15 protein-coding genes are annotated in these 15,521 nt (G+C 70.4%); 4 read left to right on the plus strand and 11 right to left on the minus strand.

What is annotated here, in order from left to right:
• The first annotated feature begins 27 nt into the window (after nt 1-27).
• From gcvPA to DJ018_RS01775, 3 genes are all read left to right on the plus strand, one after another.
• On the plus strand, nt 28-1,374 hold the full coding sequence (gcvPA, locus tag DJ018_RS01765) for an aminomethyl-transferring glycine dehydrogenase subunit GcvPA (protein ID WP_111513082.1): 1,347 nt from the start codon (nt 28-30) through the stop codon (nt 1,372-1,374).
• Nucleotides 1,371-2,954, plus strand: a complete 1,584-nt coding sequence (gcvPB, locus tag DJ018_RS01770; RefSeq protein ID WP_111513083.1) for an aminomethyl-transferring glycine dehydrogenase subunit GcvPB — start codon at nt 1,371-1,373, stop codon at nt 2,952-2,954. The genes gcvPA and gcvPB overlap by 4 nt, the downstream gene beginning before the upstream one ends.
• A 138-nt stretch (nt 2,955-3,092) precedes the next feature.
• A complete protein-coding gene (locus tag DJ018_RS01775) occupies nt 3,093-3,497 on the plus strand; it encodes a hypothetical protein (RefSeq protein ID WP_111514623.1) in 405 nt (134 codons plus the stop codon).
• Here DJ018_RS01775 and DJ018_RS01780 read toward each other — a convergent pair.
• The 10 genes from DJ018_RS01780 to DJ018_RS01825 form a co-directional block, all read right to left on the minus strand.
• Nucleotides 3,494-4,948 (minus strand): glycoside hydrolase 5 family protein, encoded by a 1,455-nt coding sequence (locus tag DJ018_RS01780; RefSeq protein WP_165842769.1) that lies wholly within the window; start codon nt 4,946-4,948, stop codon nt 3,494-3,496. The genes DJ018_RS01775 and DJ018_RS01780 overlap by 4 nt on opposite strands.
• A gap of 154 nt (nt 4,949-5,102) precedes the next feature.
• A complete protein-coding gene (locus DJ018_RS01785) occupies nt 5,103-5,606 on the minus strand; it encodes a F0F1 ATP synthase subunit B (protein WP_111513085.1) in 504 nt (167 codons plus the stop codon).
• On the minus strand, nt 5,606-6,238 hold the full coding sequence (locus DJ018_RS01790; RefSeq protein ID WP_111513086.1) for a F0F1 ATP synthase subunit B family protein: 633 nt from the start codon (nt 6,236-6,238) through the stop codon (nt 5,606-5,608). The genes DJ018_RS01785 and DJ018_RS01790 overlap by 1 nt, the downstream gene beginning before the upstream one ends.
• 73 nt (nt 6,239-6,311) lie before the next feature.
• Complete coding sequence (locus DJ018_RS01795) at nt 6,312-6,536, minus strand: F0F1 ATP synthase subunit C (protein WP_111513087.1); 225 nt, start codon at nt 6,534-6,536, stop codon at nt 6,312-6,314.
• Between the two features lie 45 nt (nt 6,537-6,581).
• A complete protein-coding gene (locus tag DJ018_RS01800) occupies nt 6,582-7,367 on the minus strand; it encodes a F0F1 ATP synthase subunit A (protein ID WP_111513088.1) in 786 nt (261 codons plus the stop codon).
• A 15-nt stretch (nt 7,368-7,382) separates the two neighbouring features.
• Nucleotides 7,383-7,742: an AtpZ/AtpI family protein gene (locus tag DJ018_RS01805; protein WP_205853693.1), complete on the minus strand. Its 360-nt coding sequence runs from the start codon at nt 7,740-7,742 to the stop codon at nt 7,383-7,385.
• Nucleotides 7,743-7,922: 180 nt separating this feature from the next.
• Complete coding sequence (locus DJ018_RS01810; RefSeq protein WP_111513089.1) at nt 7,923-11,363, minus strand: AAA family ATPase; 3,441 nt, start codon at nt 11,361-11,363, stop codon at nt 7,923-7,925.
• Nucleotides 11,364-11,377: 14 nt separating this feature from the next.
• Entirely contained in the window at nt 11,378-11,980 is a 603-nt protein-coding gene (locus tag DJ018_RS01815; RefSeq protein WP_240609428.1) for a DsbA family protein, read from the minus strand.
• Nucleotides 11,981-11,983: 3 nt separating this feature from the next.
• Complete coding sequence (locus DJ018_RS01820; protein ID WP_111513090.1) at nt 11,984-12,592, minus strand: DsbA family protein; 609 nt, start codon at nt 12,590-12,592, stop codon at nt 11,984-11,986.
• A 117-nt stretch (nt 12,593-12,709) separates the two neighbouring features.
• Nucleotides 12,710-13,249 (minus strand): DUF721 domain-containing protein, encoded by a 540-nt coding sequence (locus tag DJ018_RS01825; RefSeq protein WP_111513091.1) that lies wholly within the window; start codon nt 13,247-13,249, stop codon nt 12,710-12,712.
• A gap of 87 nt (nt 13,250-13,336) precedes the next feature.
• Here DJ018_RS01825 and mutY point away from each other — a divergent pair, with 87 nt between their 5' ends.
• The gene (gene mutY, locus DJ018_RS01830) at nt 13,337-14,383 is read left to right on the plus strand and encodes an A/G-specific adenine glycosylase (RefSeq protein ID WP_111514625.1); all 1,047 of its coding nucleotides are present in this window, start codon (nt 13,337-13,339) and stop codon (nt 14,381-14,383) included.
• Here mutY and DJ018_RS01835 read toward each other — a convergent pair.
• The gene (locus DJ018_RS01835; protein WP_111513092.1) at nt 14,380-15,462 is read right to left on the minus strand and encodes a site-specific DNA-methyltransferase; all 1,083 of its coding nucleotides are present in this window, start codon (nt 15,460-15,462) and stop codon (nt 14,380-14,382) included. The two genes, mutY and DJ018_RS01835, sit on opposite strands and share 4 nt — an antisense overlap.
• Nucleotides 15,463-15,521: the final 59 nt, after the last annotated feature.

Consider the following 15,521-nt stretch of genomic DNA (forward strand, 5'->3'; position numbering starts at 1 on the left):
GGGTGTGAGCGGATAGGTGAGTTCCCCATGCGCTACCTGCCCCTGACCCCTGACGATCGCGCCGAGATGCTGGGCGTGATCGGCGCCGCCACCATCGACGATCTGTTCCGCGACGTGCCCGAGGCGGCGCGCCCGGCCGACCTGTTCGACCTGCCGCTGCACGCCGGCGAGCTGGAGGTGGAGCGGGAGCTGTCGGCCCTGTCGGCGAAGAACCGAGCCGCGGGAGCCGGGCCGTTCTTCCTGGGCGCAGGGGCCTACAAGCACCACGTGCCGGCGACGGTGGACCACATCATCCAGCGCTCGGAATTCCTGACCAGCTACACGCCCTACCAGCCGGAGATCGCGCAGGGCACGCTGCAGGTCCTCTTCGAGTTCCAGACGCAGGTGGCGGCGCTGACCGGCCTCGATGTCGCCAACGCCTCGATGTACGACGGCTCCACCGCCACCGCCGAGGCGGTGATGATGGCCCAGCGGGTCACGCGGCGGGAGAAGGCGGTGCTGTCGGGCGGGCTGCACCCGCACTACGCCTCCACCACCCAGACCATCGCCCATGCGGAAGGGATGGAGATCGTCCGCCTGCCGGCCGCGGTGGATGCGGAAGCGGCGGTGATCGAGGCGATCGACGCCGAGACCGCCTGCGTGGTGGTCCAGACGCCCAACGTGTTCGGCGTGGTCACGGACGTCTCCAAGATCGCCGAGGCGGCGCATGCGGCCGGCGCCCTGCTGATCGTGGTGACGACGGAGGCGGTGTCCTACGGCCTGATGAAGTCGCCGGGCGCCATGGGCGCGGACATCGCGGTGGCCGAGGGCCAGTCTATCGGCAACGCGCTGAACTTCGGCGGGCCCTACGTCGGGCTGTTCGCCTGCCGCGAGAAGCTGGTGCGGCAGATGCCAGGGCGGCTGTGCGGCGAGACGGTGGATGCCGAGGGCCGGCGCGGCTACGTCCTGACCCTGTCGACGCGCGAGCAGCACATCCGCCGCGAGAAGGCGACGTCCAACATCTGCACCAACTCCGGGCTGTGCGCCCTGGCGTTTTCGATCCACCTGTCCCTGCTGGGCGGGGCGGGGCTGAGCCAGCTAGCGCGGGTGAACCACAGCCGGGCGCGGGAGCTGCGCGATGCGCTGGCCGGCGTGGCGGGGGTGGAAGTTCTGACGCCCCGCTTCTTCAACGAGCTGGCGATCAAGACGTCCGTGCCGGCCGCGCAGCTGGCCGACGAGCTGGCCGCCGAAGGCATTCTGGCCGGCGTGCCGTTCAGCCGGTTGGATCCCGCCGGCGGCATGGACGACGTCCTGCTGGTCTGCGCCACCGAAACCAACACCTCTCAAGACATCGCGGCCCTGGCGGCCGCCCTTTCCCGGAAGCTCGCCCGATGAGCATGCTGAACGTGGGCCGCCCCACCCGTCCCGACACCGCCGGCGAGAGCACCGGCCACGCCTCCCTGAGCGGCGGCCGCGCGCTGCTGCAGGACGAGGGCTTGCTCTTTGAAGTGGGCGGCTGGGAGAAGACCGGCGTCGACCTCGACGAGACGCCGGGGTTCGACGAGAGCGACTTGGGTGGCCTGGTGCGGGACGACCTGCGCCTGCCCGGCCTCTCGGAGCCGGAGGCCGTGCGCCACTACGTGCGCCTGAGCCAGAAGAACCACGCCATCGACCTGGCGCTCTATCCGCTGGGCTCGTGCACCATGAAGCACAACCCGCGCTTGAACGAGAAGATGGCCCGGCTGCCGGGCTTTGCGGACCTGCACCCGCTGCAGCCGACCTCGACCACGCAGGGCGCGCTGGAGCTGATGGACCGGCTGGCGCACTGGTTGAAGACCCTGACCGGCATGCCGGCGGTGGCGCTGACGCCGAAAGCCGGCGCCCACGGCGAGCTGTGCGGCCTGCTGGCCATCAAGGCGGCGCACGAGGCGGCGGGCCAGGGCCATCGCCGGCGGGTGCTGGTGCCGACCTCGGCGCACGGCACCAACCCCGCCACAGCGGCCTTCGTCGGCTATTCGGTGACGGAGATCGCCCAGACGGACGACGGGCGCGTGGACCTGTCGGACCTTGCGGCCAAGCTGTCGGACGACGTGGCCGCGATCATGGTCACCAATCCGAACACCTGCGGCCTGTTCGAGCGCGACATCCTGGAGATCAGCCGCCTGACCCACGAGGCGGGCGCCTACTTCTACTGCGACGGGGCCAACTTCAACGCCATCGTCGGGCGGGTGCGCCCCGGCGATCTGGGCGTCGATGCGATGCACATCAACCTGCACAAGACCTTCTCCACGCCGCACGGCGGCGGCGGGCCGGGCGCCGGTCCGGTGGTGCTGTCGCAGGCCCTGGCGGCCTTCGCGCCCGCGCCCTGGGTGGTGCATGACGGCGAAGGCCTGCGCCTGGAGGAGGAGACCGCCGGCGAGGCGGCCCAGGCCTTCGGCCGGATGAGCGCCTTCCACGGCCAGATGGGCATGTTCGTGCGGGCCTACGCCTACATGCGCAGCCATGGGGCCGACGGCCTGCGGCAGGTGGCCGAGGATGCGGTGCTGAACGCCAACTACCTCAAGGCGCGCCTGTCGGTGGCCATGAGCCCCGCGTTCCCGGAAGGGCCCTGCATGCACGAGGCGCTGTTCGACGACAGCTGGCTGGAAGGCACAGGGATCACCACGCTCGACTTCGCCAAGGCGATGATCGACGAGGGCTTCCACCCGATGACCATGTACTTCCCGCTGGTCGTCCACGGCGCCATGCTGATCGAGCCGACCGAGACGGAGTCCAAGCAGGAGCTGGACCGGTTCGTTCACGCCCTGCTGGGCCTCGCCGAAGCGGCCAAGGCGGGCGACGTGGAGCGGTTCAAGGGGGCGCCTTTCCTCGCCCCGCTGCGGCGGCTTGACGAGACCCAGGCGGCGCGGAAGCCGAAGCTGACGTGGCGCCCGGAACCCACGGGTGTGGCGCCGGCGCCATTGGCAGCGGAATAGCTCGACCTGACCGAAATTTAACGGGTTGTTCCCTTTACGATCCGGCGGCGGGTTCGCATATCAAGCTAAGCGCGGCGCAGGTCCGATCCTCCCCTATGTTCGGACGCCGCGTGTCCGCAGGTCGCCGTGTCTTTCGCCATGCCCTCTTTGCGCGTGCCCCGCGCCTCAGATGAAGCCGCTCGCGAGCTCCTCGCGCGGATCATCCGATATGCGCTGCTTGGCCTGGGCGGCCTGCTGATCCTGATCGGCATTCTGATCGCGCCGCTTCCAGGTCCGCTCGGCGTGCCCTTCACCGTGGTGGGCGCGGCCATCGTGCTGCGCAACTCCTACGGGGCGAAGCGCCAGTTCGTGAAGATGCAGAAGGCGCACCCCAAGATGATCTTCCCGATCCGTCGCCTGATGCGGCGTGAGCCGGAGGTCGTGCTGGTGGTGTGGCAGCAGTACCTGCGCGTCGAGCGCCTGGTGCTGCCCAAGCGCGTCCGCGTGGGCGTTCGTGGGCGTCGCCGCCTGAAGCGCCGGATGCGGGCGCAGCGGGCGGCCTAAGCCGCCGGCCGGACCGCCAACGCAAGATCGGCGACAAAGGGCGGCGTCGGGATCATCAGCGCGCCTCGCCCCGCTTCCAGCCGCCAACTTCCTTCCGTTCGGCCCTCGGCGGTGTTCCAGGCCGTGACCTCATAGGCGCGGGCGGCGAGGCCCGGCACGCGGACCATCGTCTGGATAGGCGGCGCGTGGGCGTCCAACTGCCCGTCGGCCAGCGGCCCGCGTCGCAGCAGCCAGACCAAGGCCTGCCGGTCGTCCCCGCACCCGAAGGTCTCGAGCCCGGTATGGGTGGTGACGATCTCCTGGTTGAGATTGCGGCGTCGGAAACGGCTCCAGTCGATCAGCGGGGTGAAGCGGGACAGGCTGGCCTGGGCCCGGCGCATGCCGGGCGTGAGGACGTGCGGATGGCGGTTGGGCCAGCGCATACCGCCCCCTGCCCCGCCGCTGGCCAGATGCGCCCATTGCAGATGCCGGAAGTACTCGTCATCGAACGGCTCCGGCAGGGTGCGCTTGCGGTCCTTGAAGGTGTGGATCGGGCCATGCTCGCTGTCGAAGAACGGCCGGCTGTCCTGGATCTCCGTCAAGGCGCCGCGGATAATCCGTCCCATGGCCACGGGGGGCGCGACGGTGTTCTTGGGATCGTCGATGGTCCCCGTCGCGTAGATGTGCAGGTTCGCGAAATCGAGGTCCGGGTGGCGGTAGATCGGCCCGGCCAAGTCCAGGTGGGGCTTGAGAGTCAGCTCGGGCCCGAACAGGGAGACGGTCTGCGGATGCGAGCGGCCGAAGCGGCGCAACTCCTCCTCCCGCACCGCGGCGCTTAGATCGGCGATGAAGTCGTTGAAGTTGTCGGCGCTGTCCTGCGCCTGAGCGGGATGGATCTCGTTCCACAGGTCCCAGGCGAACAGCGCGCCGGAGCCGCCCCAGCGGGCGGCTGCGAACCGCAGGCGGGCCTTGATCAGCTCCCGCGTGGCTCCGCACAGGAGCAGGCGAGAGGGATGGTCGAGCGGCCCGCCGTTCGCCGCGTTGTAGGGGTGGTGGCGCCAGTGGAGCCAGGTCCAGAAGGTGTCGAAGGGCGTGAGCAGGATGCGTAGGCCCACCCGCTCGCACATGGCGAAGAGGTCGTCCCACAGCTGAACCAGAGTGGGGTTGAAGCGGCCCGCCGGCCGCTCGAAGTAGCGGGTGCGGACCTGCGCATACTCCATCATCAGGCGCAGCACGGTGACGCCGTGATCACGCAACCAGACGAGGTGGCGCTCGACCGCCGCCAGGTCGCGGCGGCGAAACAGGCCTTCCAGCTCCACCCAACTGATGGCGTCGTTCTGGCCGATGGGCGTGAAGTCAGCGCCGGTCTCGTCGACGAAGTAGGGCGCGCCCTGAGCGACCTGAATCCACGGCAAGCCGACTGGCGCTTTGCGGCACGCAGGTTCGGCGAGGCGCCGCTCGATCAGGTCCATACGCAGTCCGTTGTCGGGTTGAGGCGCCCAGCCGAGAAAGGCGCAAGGACGCATGAGGTTTCCCGGCCTGTCGATTGTTGCGCGCCCCGATGGCGAAACGAAAAAGCCCCGGGGGTTACCCGGGGCTTGTCCGTTTCAGCGGCGCTGCTGGGCGCTACTGAAGCTTGGTGGCCAGCTGGCCGATGGCGGCGTCCACCAGCGGGTCCGACTTGGCGCCGGCCAGGCGCTGGACGAGCAGCGCCTCGGTGGCCTGGGCGGCGAGTTCGGCGGCGGCGGCCTTCACCTCGGCGGCGGCTTGCGCCTCGGCCGTGGCGATCTTGCGTTCCGCCAAGGCCCGACGACGGGTCAGGCTCTCTTCGAGCTTGGCTTTCGCATCGGCTTCCAGGCGGCGGGCTTCGGCGTGCGCCGCTTCCAGCATCTCCTTGGCCTGACGCTCGGCTTGCGCGCGTTCGGCCTTGAGCTGCTCGAGAAGGCGGGTGGCCTCCTCACGGATGCGGGCGGCTTCGTCCAGGTCGGCCTGGATCGAGGCGGCCTTGGCGTCCAGCGCGGCCGTCACCTTCTTCGGAGCCTTGGCGCCGAAGATGACGATGGCCAGGAAGATCAGCAGGCCGACGCCGACCCACATCTCCGCTTCAGCGGGATTGAGGAACGCGGGCATCAGGCGGCTCCTTCCGTCGTACGGCCGGCGAGGGCCGCGTCGATGTCGGCGCGGGACGGAGCCTGACCGGTGAGCTTGGCGACCATGGCTTCGGCCGTGTCGGCGGCGATGCCGCGGACATTGCTCATGGCCTGGTCGCGCAGGCCGCGGATGCGAGCCTCCGCCTGTTCCAGCTCGGCGTTGAGGCGCTGGTCCTCGGCAGCCTGGCTGGCGGCCATCTCGGCCTGAGCCTTGGCCTTGGCGTCGGCGGCGAGGCGGCGCGCCTGGGCGCGGGCGTCCTCGAGCTCGGCCTGGGCGGCCTTGGCCTGGGCGTCGGCTTCAGCTTGCACCGTGCGCGCCTGTTCCACCGCCTCGGCGATGGTCTGGGCCCGCGTGTCCTGGATCTTGCGCAGCCGCGGCACGAAGACCTTGGCGAGCAGGGCGTACAGGACGGCGAAGATGATCAGCAGCCAGATGATCTGGCCGCCCCAGTACTCCATCCGGAACTGAGGCAGGCCGCCGCCTTCGCCGCCGTGGGCGGCGACTTCGGTCGTGCCGGCCGGAACCTCGTGGCCGTGCACGGCTTCGGCAGCTTCCGCGACGGGGTTACCGTCGTGGGCGTCGCCTGCGTTGTGTGTGGTCTGAGCGGCCATAAGGCGTAGACGTCCTTCGGTGGCGGATGGCGGCGAGCCCTCGGGCGCGCCGCACCGTCCGCGGATGCAGGGCTTAGCTGAAGAGGATCAGCAGGCCGAGCACGAAGGCCAGAATGCCCAGGGCTTCCGTCAGAGCGGCGCCCAGGATCAGGTTGGTGAACTGGCTGCCGGCGGCCGACGGGTTACGGGTCGCGCCTTGCAGGAAGCCCGCGAAGATGTTGCCCACGCCGACGGCAGCGCCGATCATGCCGAGGGTGGCGAGGCCCGCACCGATGTACTTAGCGGCTTCAGCTTCCATGAGAGTCTAGTCCTGAGTTGAAAGATTGAGGTTGGTGTTTGGCCGTCAGTGGTGATGGCCGAGGTTGACCACGTCGTTCAGGTAGACGCAGGTCAGAACCGCGAAAACGAAGGCCTGCAGGAAGGCCACCAGGAACTCGAGCGCAGTCAGGGCGACCACGCCGCCGAGCGACACCGCCGCACCGGGGATGCCGAGCAGGCCCAGCCCGCCGCCGGCCGCCAGGCCGCCGAGCGAGATGATGAAGCCGGCGAACACCTTCAGGGCCACGTGGCCGCCGAGCATGTTGCCGAACAGACGAAGCGCAAGGGTGGCGGGACGCAGCAGGAACGAGATGAACTCGATCGGCGTGACCAGCAGCAGCATGTACCAGGGCACGCCCGCGGGCACGAACAGCTTGTACATGCTGGCGCCGTTGCGCGCGAAGCCGACGATCAGCACCAGGAGGATCGTCATGATCGCCAGGGTGGCGGTGACGGCCAGCTGCGAGGTGGCGGTGAACACCAGGAACAGGCCCAGGATGTTCATCGCCAGGATGAACAGGAACAGGGTGAAGATGAAGGGGAAGAACTTCCGGCCTTCATGCCCGATGATGCTGGTGGTCAGGTTGTCGATATAGCTGAAGGCGCCCTCGCCCATCGCCTGCAGGCGACCGGGGACGACCGAGACCTTGGCGGTGCTGACGGCCATGAACGCGACGATCGCGCCGGCGGCCAGGGTCATCGCCAGAGTCGAATTGGTGAACGCCATGTCGATGACGCCGACCCCCGGAATGGAGAAATCGGGCAGGTCCACGATCTTCTGGACCTCGAACTGGTGCATCGGGTCGGCCATGCCGCCTCGAACTCCCTAATCTTCCTCGACGTCGTCCTCGGGGCCGAGGTCCTTTGGAGGACCCCATTCCCGCGACGCTTCGGCCGCCATGACACGGGCTGAGCGGACCGCCATCCAGATGGAGACCGCAAAGCCTAGAAGGACCCCAACGATGAGGCCCAGCGGAGAGGTTTTCGCCACGACGTCGAACGCCGCACCGAAGCCCATCCCCACGAACAAGCCACCCAGCAACACACCCAAGATCCGATAGCCGTAGCCGGCGGCCTGGGAGCCGTAGTCACGAGCGGGAGGCGGAGCCGTACGCGCGTGAAGCGCTTCGGCCCTTTCTTCGAGGCGCCGGAGCTCCTCGTCGCGCGTGTCTTCCGATTGCGGCATGCGTCTCGAGGTCACTCGCGCGACCGCGACGGCCGCCGCGCCTGGGGGGCTGGAAGTGGCGCGGAACCTATAGACCGTACTTCTGTGCGTCAAGGCTGGGCGGACGCATCGTAAGTTGCGGAAAAAACTGGCGTTTCGCTTGCCTGCGGCATTCTCACAGGCGAAGGCTGTTGAAAGGCGCTACTGGGCGGCCATGGCCTCTGCTTGCCGCAGGTCGACCGACACCAGCTGGGACACGCCGCGCTCGGCCATGGTCACGCCGAACAGCCGGTCCATCCGCGCCATGGTCACCGGATTGTGGGTGATAGTGATGAAGCGCGTCTGGGTGCGACTGCGCATCTCGTCCAGCAGGTTGCAGAAGCGGTCGACGTTGGCGTCGTCGAGGGGCGCGTCCACCTCGTCCAACACGCAGATCGGCGCGGGCTGGGCGAGGAAGACGGCGAAGATCAGCGCCATGGCGGTGAGCGCCTGCTCGCCGCCGCTCATCAGGCTCATGGAGGCCAGACGCTTGCCGGGCGGACAGGCGTAGATCTCCAGCCCGGCCTCCAGCGGATCATCCGATTCGACGAGGCGCAGCTCGGCCTGGCCGCCCTGGAACAGGCTCTCGAACAGGGTCTTGAACTGGCCGTTGATCACCTCGAAGGCGGCGACCAGGCGCTCGCGACCCTCGCCGTTCAGCTCGTCGATGCCCTGGCGCAGGCGGGCGATGGCGCCGGTGAGGTCCGCCCGCTCGGTTTGCATCAGCTGCAGCCGCGCCGAGTGTTCGCCCGCCTCGTCGTCGGCCCGCAGGTTGACCGGCCCAATCGCGTCGCGCTGCCGCTCGAGATTGTAGAGGTGCGCCTCCATGCCGCCGGCGTCCTGCGGGATCGCCACCGCCTCGTCGGCCAGCCGGCGGGCGAGCTCCTCCGGCTCCATGCGGGCGGTCTCGCGGATCTGACCGGTGACCTCCTCCAGACGCTGGGCGGCGGCTTCGGCGTGGGCGGCGAGGCTGGCGCGCACCTCGCGCGCTTCGGAGGCCTGGGCTTCGGCGGTCCGTAGGGCGCGATCGGCCTCGGCGCGCTCCCGCTCGGCGGCGGCCAGGGCGTCGGAGGATTTGGCGCGGCGAGCCTCGGCGGCGGCGAACTCATCCAGCAAGCCCGCGCGGCGTGATTCGAGCGCGCCTGGCGCCTCGCGGGCCCGATCGAGGGCCGCCTGCGCCTTGACCCGTGCGTCGGCCAGCGCTTCCAGCCGCTTGGCGGCGGCCTGGGTGCGGCGGGCCCAGTCGTCGCGGTCGCGAGTGAGCTGCTCCAGCCGGCGCGTGCGGCCTTCCCGCTCCCGCTTCTCCAGGTCCAAGGCGCTGCGGGCGGCGGTGGCCGCCTCACGCGCGGCGGCCGCGGCGGTGCGGGCGGCGGCGAGGCTTTGGGCCAGCTCGGCGTCGGCGGCCGGAGCGGCGTCGGCGCTGGCGGCCTGCAGCGCCGCGTCATGTTCGGCGTACTCCGCCTCGAAGCGGACGATCAGGTCTTCGAGCGAGGCGGCGGCGGCTTCCTTGCGGGCGGCCTCCCGCTCCAGGCGCTCCACCGCGGCGCGGGCCTGGGAGGCTTTCTGTTCGTGCACCGCGGGCTCGCGGCGGGCGATGCGGAGGGTCTCGTCGGCGGCTCGCACCCGGGCGGCGGCGGCGGCCTGTTCCTCGCGGGCCTGCTTGGCGCGGGGCGTCAGACGCTCCACGTCGCGCTCCACCTCGGCCAGGCGGGTCTTCTGTTCCAGGCGGATGGCGGCCGGTTTCGGCGCCTCGGCGCGGGCGGTGAAGCCGTCCCACCGCCAAAGGTCGCCCTCGCGGGAGACGAGGCGGCAGCCGGGCGACAGCGTCTTCTGCAGCCGCTCGCCGTCCGCGCGGTCCACGAGGGCGGTGAAGGCGAGGCGGGCGGCGAGCGCGGGCGGGGCTTTTACGAGTGGCCCCAGGGGCGTGGCGCCCTGCGGCCATATAGGCGGCGCTGCATCGCGACCGCCCCAGAAGGCGGGCGCCTTGGGGTCCAGAGCCGCGTCGAGGTCGTCGCCCAAGGCCGCGGCGAGGGCGACCTCATAGCCGCGGTCGGGCGCGACCTGGTCGAGCGCCGGCGTGAAGCCGCCGCGCTTGGCCTGGGCCACCAGGCCGGCCAGCGCGCGCGCCTCGGCGGTGTAGCGGCCCAGCTGTTCGTCGAGCTTGCGGGCGGCGTCGCGGGCGGCGGCCTCCGCCTCGTTGGCCTTGGCCCGCTCGTCTTCGGCGGCCTCCAGAGCGGCGCGAGCGGCGGCAAGGGCCGCTTCGGCCGCGGCCAGCGCGGCGCGGGTCTCTTCGGCCTGCGGGTTGGAAAGCGGACCCAGGGCGGCGCGCTCGGCGCGGGCCTGGTCCAGAGCGCGCCGGGTGCGGGCGACACGGCCTTGCGCCTCCTCGATCCGCTGGGCGGCGGCGCGGCGAACGGCTTCCTGCGCGGCGAGCTGACCGGCCAGGGTCTCGACCTGGGCGTCGGCGGCGGCGCGGGCGGCTTCGGCCGAGGCGAGCTGGGCTTCCAGCTCCGGCGCGCGTTCGGGCGCGGCGGCGACGGCGGCCTCGACCGCGGCGATGTCGTCGGCCAGGCGCTCGAGCGCGGCGCCCGCGTCCTCGACGATGTGGGTTTCGCGGGCGCGGTCGGCGTCGAGGCGGGCGAGTTCGCCAGCCAGCCGCTCCAGCTCGGCGGCGTGCGCCTCGGCCTCGCGGTCCAGCCGGTCCTTGTCGATGGCCAGTTTGTGCAGGATGGCGGCGGCGACGGTTTCGGCCTCGCGCAGCGGCTTGATGGCTTCCTCGGCCGTGGCCGCGCGGGTGGTCGCGGCGGCGGCGGCCCGGGCGGTCTCCTCCACAGCGCGGACGGCGTCCTGCGCCTCGCCCTTCAGCCGCAGGGCGGCGTCGCGGGCTTCGGCCCAACGGGCGTAGAGCACGGCGCCTTGGAGGGCCCGGATCTCGGCGGACAGGCGCTTGAAGCGCTCGGCCTGGCGGGCTTCGCGCTTCAGCCGGTTGAGCTGGCTCTCCAACTCGCCGGCCACGTCGTCGAGGCGGGACAGGTTGGTTTCCGCCGCCCGCAAGCGCAGCTCGGCCTCGTGACGGCGGGAATGCAGGCCGGACACGCCGGCGGCCTCCTCCAGGATCAGGCGCCGGTTCTGCGGCTTGGCGCCGATCAGCTCGGAGATCTGCCCCTGGCGGACCAGCGCCGGCGAACTGGCGCCGGTCGAGGCGTCGGCGAACAGCAGCTGGACGTCGCGGGCCCGCACCTCTCGCCCATTGATCCGGTAGGTGGAGCCGGCGCCGCGGTCGATCCGGCGCACCACCTCAAGCGTCGGATGGTCGTTGAAGGCCGGCGGGGCGCGGTGGTCGGAATTGTCGATGGTCAGCGCCACCTCGGCATGGTTGCGCGAGGGGCGATTGCCGGAGCCGGCGAAGATGACGTCGTCCATGCCGCCGGCCCGCATGGCCTTGGCGGAGTTGGCGCCCATGACCCAGCGCAGGGCTTCCAGCAGGTTGGACTTGCCGCAGCCGTTCGGGCCCACAATGGCCGTAAGCCCCGGCTCGATCCGGAATTCGGTGGGATCGACGAAGGACTTGAAGCCCGAGAGGCGTAGCCGCTGGAAGTGCACGGCCGCCGCGCGCCTTACTTGCGTGCTGCGGCTATGGCCGCCTCGAGGTCAGCCAGGGTGTGGCCCTCCACCTTGCGTCCGTTGACGAAGATGGTCGGCGTGGACTCGATGCCGTCCTCCTCGACCACCTTGCGGATGCGGGCCTCGAGGGCGTCGAGCTGGGCCTCGTCCTTGAGGCAGGCCTCGAACTGCGGCTCGGTCAGGCCGTTGGCCATGGCGATCTGCAGCAGCACCTGGCGGATGCCGCCCGCCCGCCAGCGCGACTGACTGCGGAACACGTCATCGACGACCTTGAAGTATTTGTCCGGGCCGGCGCAGCGCGCCATCAGGAAGCCGGCCGCAGCCACCGTCTGCGGCGGGGTCAGCAGCTCCTTCAGCGTGAACTGCACCTGCCCGGTGTCGATGTAGCGGCTCTTAAGAACGCTGATGACTTCGGCGTTGTAGGTGGCGCAGTGCGGGCAGGTCAGGGAGGCGTACTCCACGACCTTGATCGGCGCGCTGGCCTTGCCGAGGCTCATGTCGCCGGGCGCAGCGACGCCCGGCGCAGCCGCCGCCGGAGCGGCCGCCGCAAGGGCGAGCGCGGCGATCAGGGCGTGGCGGCGGCTGAAGCGGAACACGGTTTACTTGCCGGCTGCCGCCACGGCGGCGTCGATCTGAGCCATGGAGATTTCCCCCACGGCGACCTGCTTGCCGTTGACCATGAAGGTCGGGGTGCCGGTGATGCCGTCCTTGATGTGGCGTTTCACCCGCTCATCCAGTTCCTTGATGGCCGTCTCGTCGTTGATGCAGGCGTTGAACTGCTGCTCGGTCAGGCCCGCCGACTGGGCGATGCGCAGCAGCACGCCGCGCACGTCGCCGGTCTGGAACATTTCGTTCTGGTTCTGGAAGATGGCGTCCACGACGTTGAAGTACTTGTCCTTGCCGGCGCAGCGCGCGGTCAGGAAGCCGGCGGCGGCCACGTTCTCCGGCGGGGTGAGGAATTCCTTCAGGGTGTACTGCACCTTGCCGGTGTCGATGTACTTGGCCTTGAACTGCGGGAAGACCTCGTTGTTGAAGGTGGCGCAGTGGCTGCAGCTGACCGAGGCGTACTCCACGAACTTCACGGGCGCGTTCGCGCTGCCGAGGGTCATGTCACCTTCGGCGGGACCTGCGCCGCCCTTGCTGCATCCGGCGAGCGCCAGGCCGCCGACCATGGCGGCTGCGGCGACGAGAAGACGGCGGCTGATCATTCTGAAGCGACCTTCCTGAACCCTTGAGGATCGATTTTATGCCCGATTCCCGGACCGCGTGAGCCGGGGGAGCTTTGTCAGCCCACTGCGATGGGACGGCGGCGCTTTTGAGTCAACTCAGCGTCCCTGCCGCAGGACGCCGCGGCCCAGCGCCAACAAGGCTTGCTTGAGCTTGCCGTCGGGCGCGTCGGCGAAGCTGGCGGCGAGCCTGGCCTCCTCGGCGGCGTCCAGCGGCTTGGGCCGGCGGCGCAGGGGCGCGGCCCCTTCCGTCTGGGCGCGCAGAGGGCCTTGCACGATGCGCAGCTTCTGCACCGCGTCGGCGCCCAGGAAGAGGTTCACCCGGGCGAGGATGTCGTGGGCCTGGTGCTGAATGATGGCCGCGGCGGGACCGGCGACCCGGATCTCCAGGCTGGAGGGCGCGCCGTTGCGGCCGCGGGTCAGCTTCACGGGCTCGGTGCGCTTGGCGATCTCGGGGCCCACTACTTCGCGCCAGCGGGCCATCAGGGCGCCCGGGCCTTGCCCGTACTTGCTGTCGAAATCGCGCAGGGTGCGGTTCAGCGCCTTGCCGGCCACCGGCGGCGGCCGGTGGGGCGGACGGGTCCGCTTCTCCGCCAGGATGCGGAGCGCTTCATCGGGCGTGGGCAGGCGCCGGCGCATGGGCAGAACCTAGCGCGCCCGGTCGCGAAGGCGAAGCGTTCCCCGTGACGCAGTGACGCCGCGCGTCCGGCCCCCTATGTGGACAGCGTGACCGCCGAGACGCTCCGCGCCCAGCTCCTGCACTGGTACGACGCCAACGCCCGCAGCCTGCCCTGGCGGACAGGACCGGCTGAGGGGGCGGCGGGGGTGCGGTCCGATCCCTACCGGGTGTGGCTGTCGGAAGTGATGCTGCAGCAGACCACGGTGCCGCACGCCACGCCGTACTTTCTGAAGTTCACCGCCCGCTGGCCGACGGTCAGCGACCTGGCGGCCGCGCCCGACGAGGACGTGATGGCCGCGTGGGCAGGGCTTGGCTACTACGCCCGCGCCCGCAACCTGCTGGCCTGCGCCCGGGCGGTGGCCCGCGACCACGGCGGGGTGTTCCCGGACACCGAGGAAGGTCTGCGAGGCCTGCCGGGCCTTGGGCCCTACACGGCCGCGGCGGTGGGGGCGATCGCCTTCGACCTGCCGACCAATGTGGTCGACGGCAACGTCGAGCGGGTGATGAGCCGCCTGTTCGCGGTGGAGCAGCCCCTGCCCGCCGGCAAGCCGGAGCTGAAGCGGCTGGCAGGCGCGCTGGTGCGGGACGATCGACCGGGCGACTGGGCGCAGGCGCTGATGGACCTGGGCGCCACCATCTGCCGGCCGAAGTCGCCGCTGTGCGATCGGTGTCCGGTGGCGGAGCACTGCGCAGCCCTGGCCACGGGCGCGCCGGACAGCTTCCCTCGTAAAAGCGCCAAGGCGGAGCGGCCGCATCGCTATGGCGTGGCTTACGTCCTGACCCGTGGCGACGAGGTGGCCCTGGTGCGCCGTCCGCCCAAGGGGCTGCTGGGCGGAATGCTGGCGCTGCCCACGTCTGAGTGGCGCGCCGAGCGCTGGAGCGAGACCGAGGCCCTGGCGGCCGCGCCGGCCGACGCGCCGTGGCGCGGCGTCGGCGAAGTGGAGCACGGCTTCACGCACTTCACCCTGACCCTGCAGCTGCTGCGGGCCGAGGGCGACGCGGGCGAGGTGATCTGGAGCCCGCGCCGCGACCTCGACGCCCTCCCCAGCGTCTTCCTGAAAGCGGCGAAGGCCGGCCTGACGAACCTGCTCTAGGCGACGGCCATCTGGTTGCGGACCTTGGCGCGCAGCACGTCGATGGGGGCGAGGCCCTTGTCCGACTTGAAGTGCCAGTAGGTCCAGCCGTTGCAGGCGGGCGCCGACTGAACCATCGCGCCGACCTTGTGGATCGAGCCGGTCATCTCGCCGACGGCCAGGCTGCCGTCGGGGCGGACCTTGGCGGCGTGCCGGCCTTGCGGATCGTAGAGCACGTCGCCGGCGCGCAGCAGGCCCGCTTCCACGATGTGGCCGAAGGGCACGCGCGGCTCGCTCTTCTTGGAGCCGGTGACCATCACCTCGTCCGGCGAGGCGGGGATCACGCGGGCGATCCGCTCGCGAGCGAGGTCGGCATAGGCCTGCTCGCGCTCGATGCCGATGAACTTGCGGCCCAGCCGCTTGGCCGCCGCGCCCGTGGTGCCGGTGCCGAAGAACGGATCAAGGATCACGTCGCCCGGCTTGGTGGAGGCCATGATCACCCGGTGCAGCAGGGCCTCGGGCTTCTGTGTCGGGTGGGCCTTGGCGCCCGTGGAGTCCTTCAGCCGCTCCTCGCCGGTGCACAGCGCCAGCGTCCAGTCCGAGCGCATCTGCAGCTCGTCATTGGCCATCTTCATGGCGTCGTAGTTGAAGGTGTAGCGCTTGCCGCCCCGGCTCTTGGAGGCCCAGATCAGGGTCTCGTGGGCGTTGGTGAACCGGGTGCCCTTGAAGTTCGGCATCGGGTTGGACTTGCGCCAGATGATGTCGTTCAGGATCCAGAAGCCCAGGTCCTGCAGCGTCGCGCCCACGCGGAAGATGTTGTGGTAGCTGCCGATGACCCACAGCGCGCCGTCGTCCTTCAGCACGCGGCGGCATTCCTTGAGCCAGGCCTTGGTGAAGACGTCGTAGGCCTCGAAGCTCTCGAAGCGGTCCCAGTCGTCGTCGACCGCGTCCACCTTGGAGTTGTCCGGCCGCAGCAGGTCGCCGCCGAGCTGAAGGTTGTACGGCGGATCGGCGAACACCAGGTCGACCGAACGGTCGGGAAGCTTCTTCAGCTCTTCCAGGCTGTCGCCCAGGATGATCGTCTCGGACGGAACGCCCATCTACGCCTCACAGATTAGGAGACGGAATCCTGAGTCCTCGTGGTGAAGAGCTGCTTACG

Origin of the sequence: Phenylobacterium deserti (assembly GCF_003254705.1) — a bacterium.
Classification (GTDB): domain Bacteria; phylum Pseudomonadota; class Alphaproteobacteria; order Caulobacterales; family Caulobacteraceae; genus Phenylobacterium; species Phenylobacterium deserti.

Coding starts and splice junctions, on each gene's coding strand:
- DJ018_RS01795 (WP_111513087.1), bottom strand. CDS start 6,536: ATGGAAGCTGAAGCCGCTAAGTACATCGGTGCGGGCCTCGCCACCCTC.
- DJ018_RS01775 (WP_111514623.1), top strand. CDS start 3,093: ATGCCCTCTTTGCGCGTGCCCCGCGCCTCAGATGAAGCCGCTCGCGAG.
- gcvPB (WP_111513083.1), top strand. CDS start 1,371: ATGAGCATGCTGAACGTGGGCCGCCCCACCCGTCCCGACACCGCCGGC.
- DJ018_RS01835 (WP_111513092.1), bottom strand. CDS start 15,462: ATGGGCGTTCCGTCCGAGACGATCATCCTGGGCGACAGCCTGGAAGAG.
- DJ018_RS01800 (WP_111513088.1), bottom strand. CDS start 7,367: ATGGCCGACCCGATGCACCAGTTCGAGGTCCAGAAGATCGTGGACCTG.
- DJ018_RS01820 (WP_111513090.1), bottom strand. CDS start 12,592: ATGATCAGCCGCCGTCTTCTCGTCGCCGCAGCCGCCATGGTCGGCGGC.
- DJ018_RS01825 (WP_111513091.1), bottom strand. CDS start 13,249: ATGCGCCGGCGCCTGCCCACGCCCGATGAAGCGCTCCGCATCCTGGCG.
- DJ018_RS01790 (WP_111513086.1), bottom strand. CDS start 6,238: ATGGCCGCTCAGACCACACACAACGCAGGCGACGCCCACGACGGTAAC.
- gcvPA (WP_111513082.1), top strand. CDS start 28: ATGCGCTACCTGCCCCTGACCCCTGACGATCGCGCCGAGATGCTGGGC.
- DJ018_RS01785 (WP_111513085.1), bottom strand. CDS start 5,606: ATGCCCGCGTTCCTCAATCCCGCTGAAGCGGAGATGTGGGTCGGCGTC.
- DJ018_RS01805 (WP_205853693.1), bottom strand. CDS start 7,742: ATGCCGCAATCGGAAGACACGCGCGACGAGGAGCTCCGGCGCCTCGAA.
- DJ018_RS01780 (WP_165842769.1), bottom strand. CDS start 4,948: ATGGACCTGATCGAGCGGCGCCTCGCCGAACCTGCGTGCCGCAAAGCG.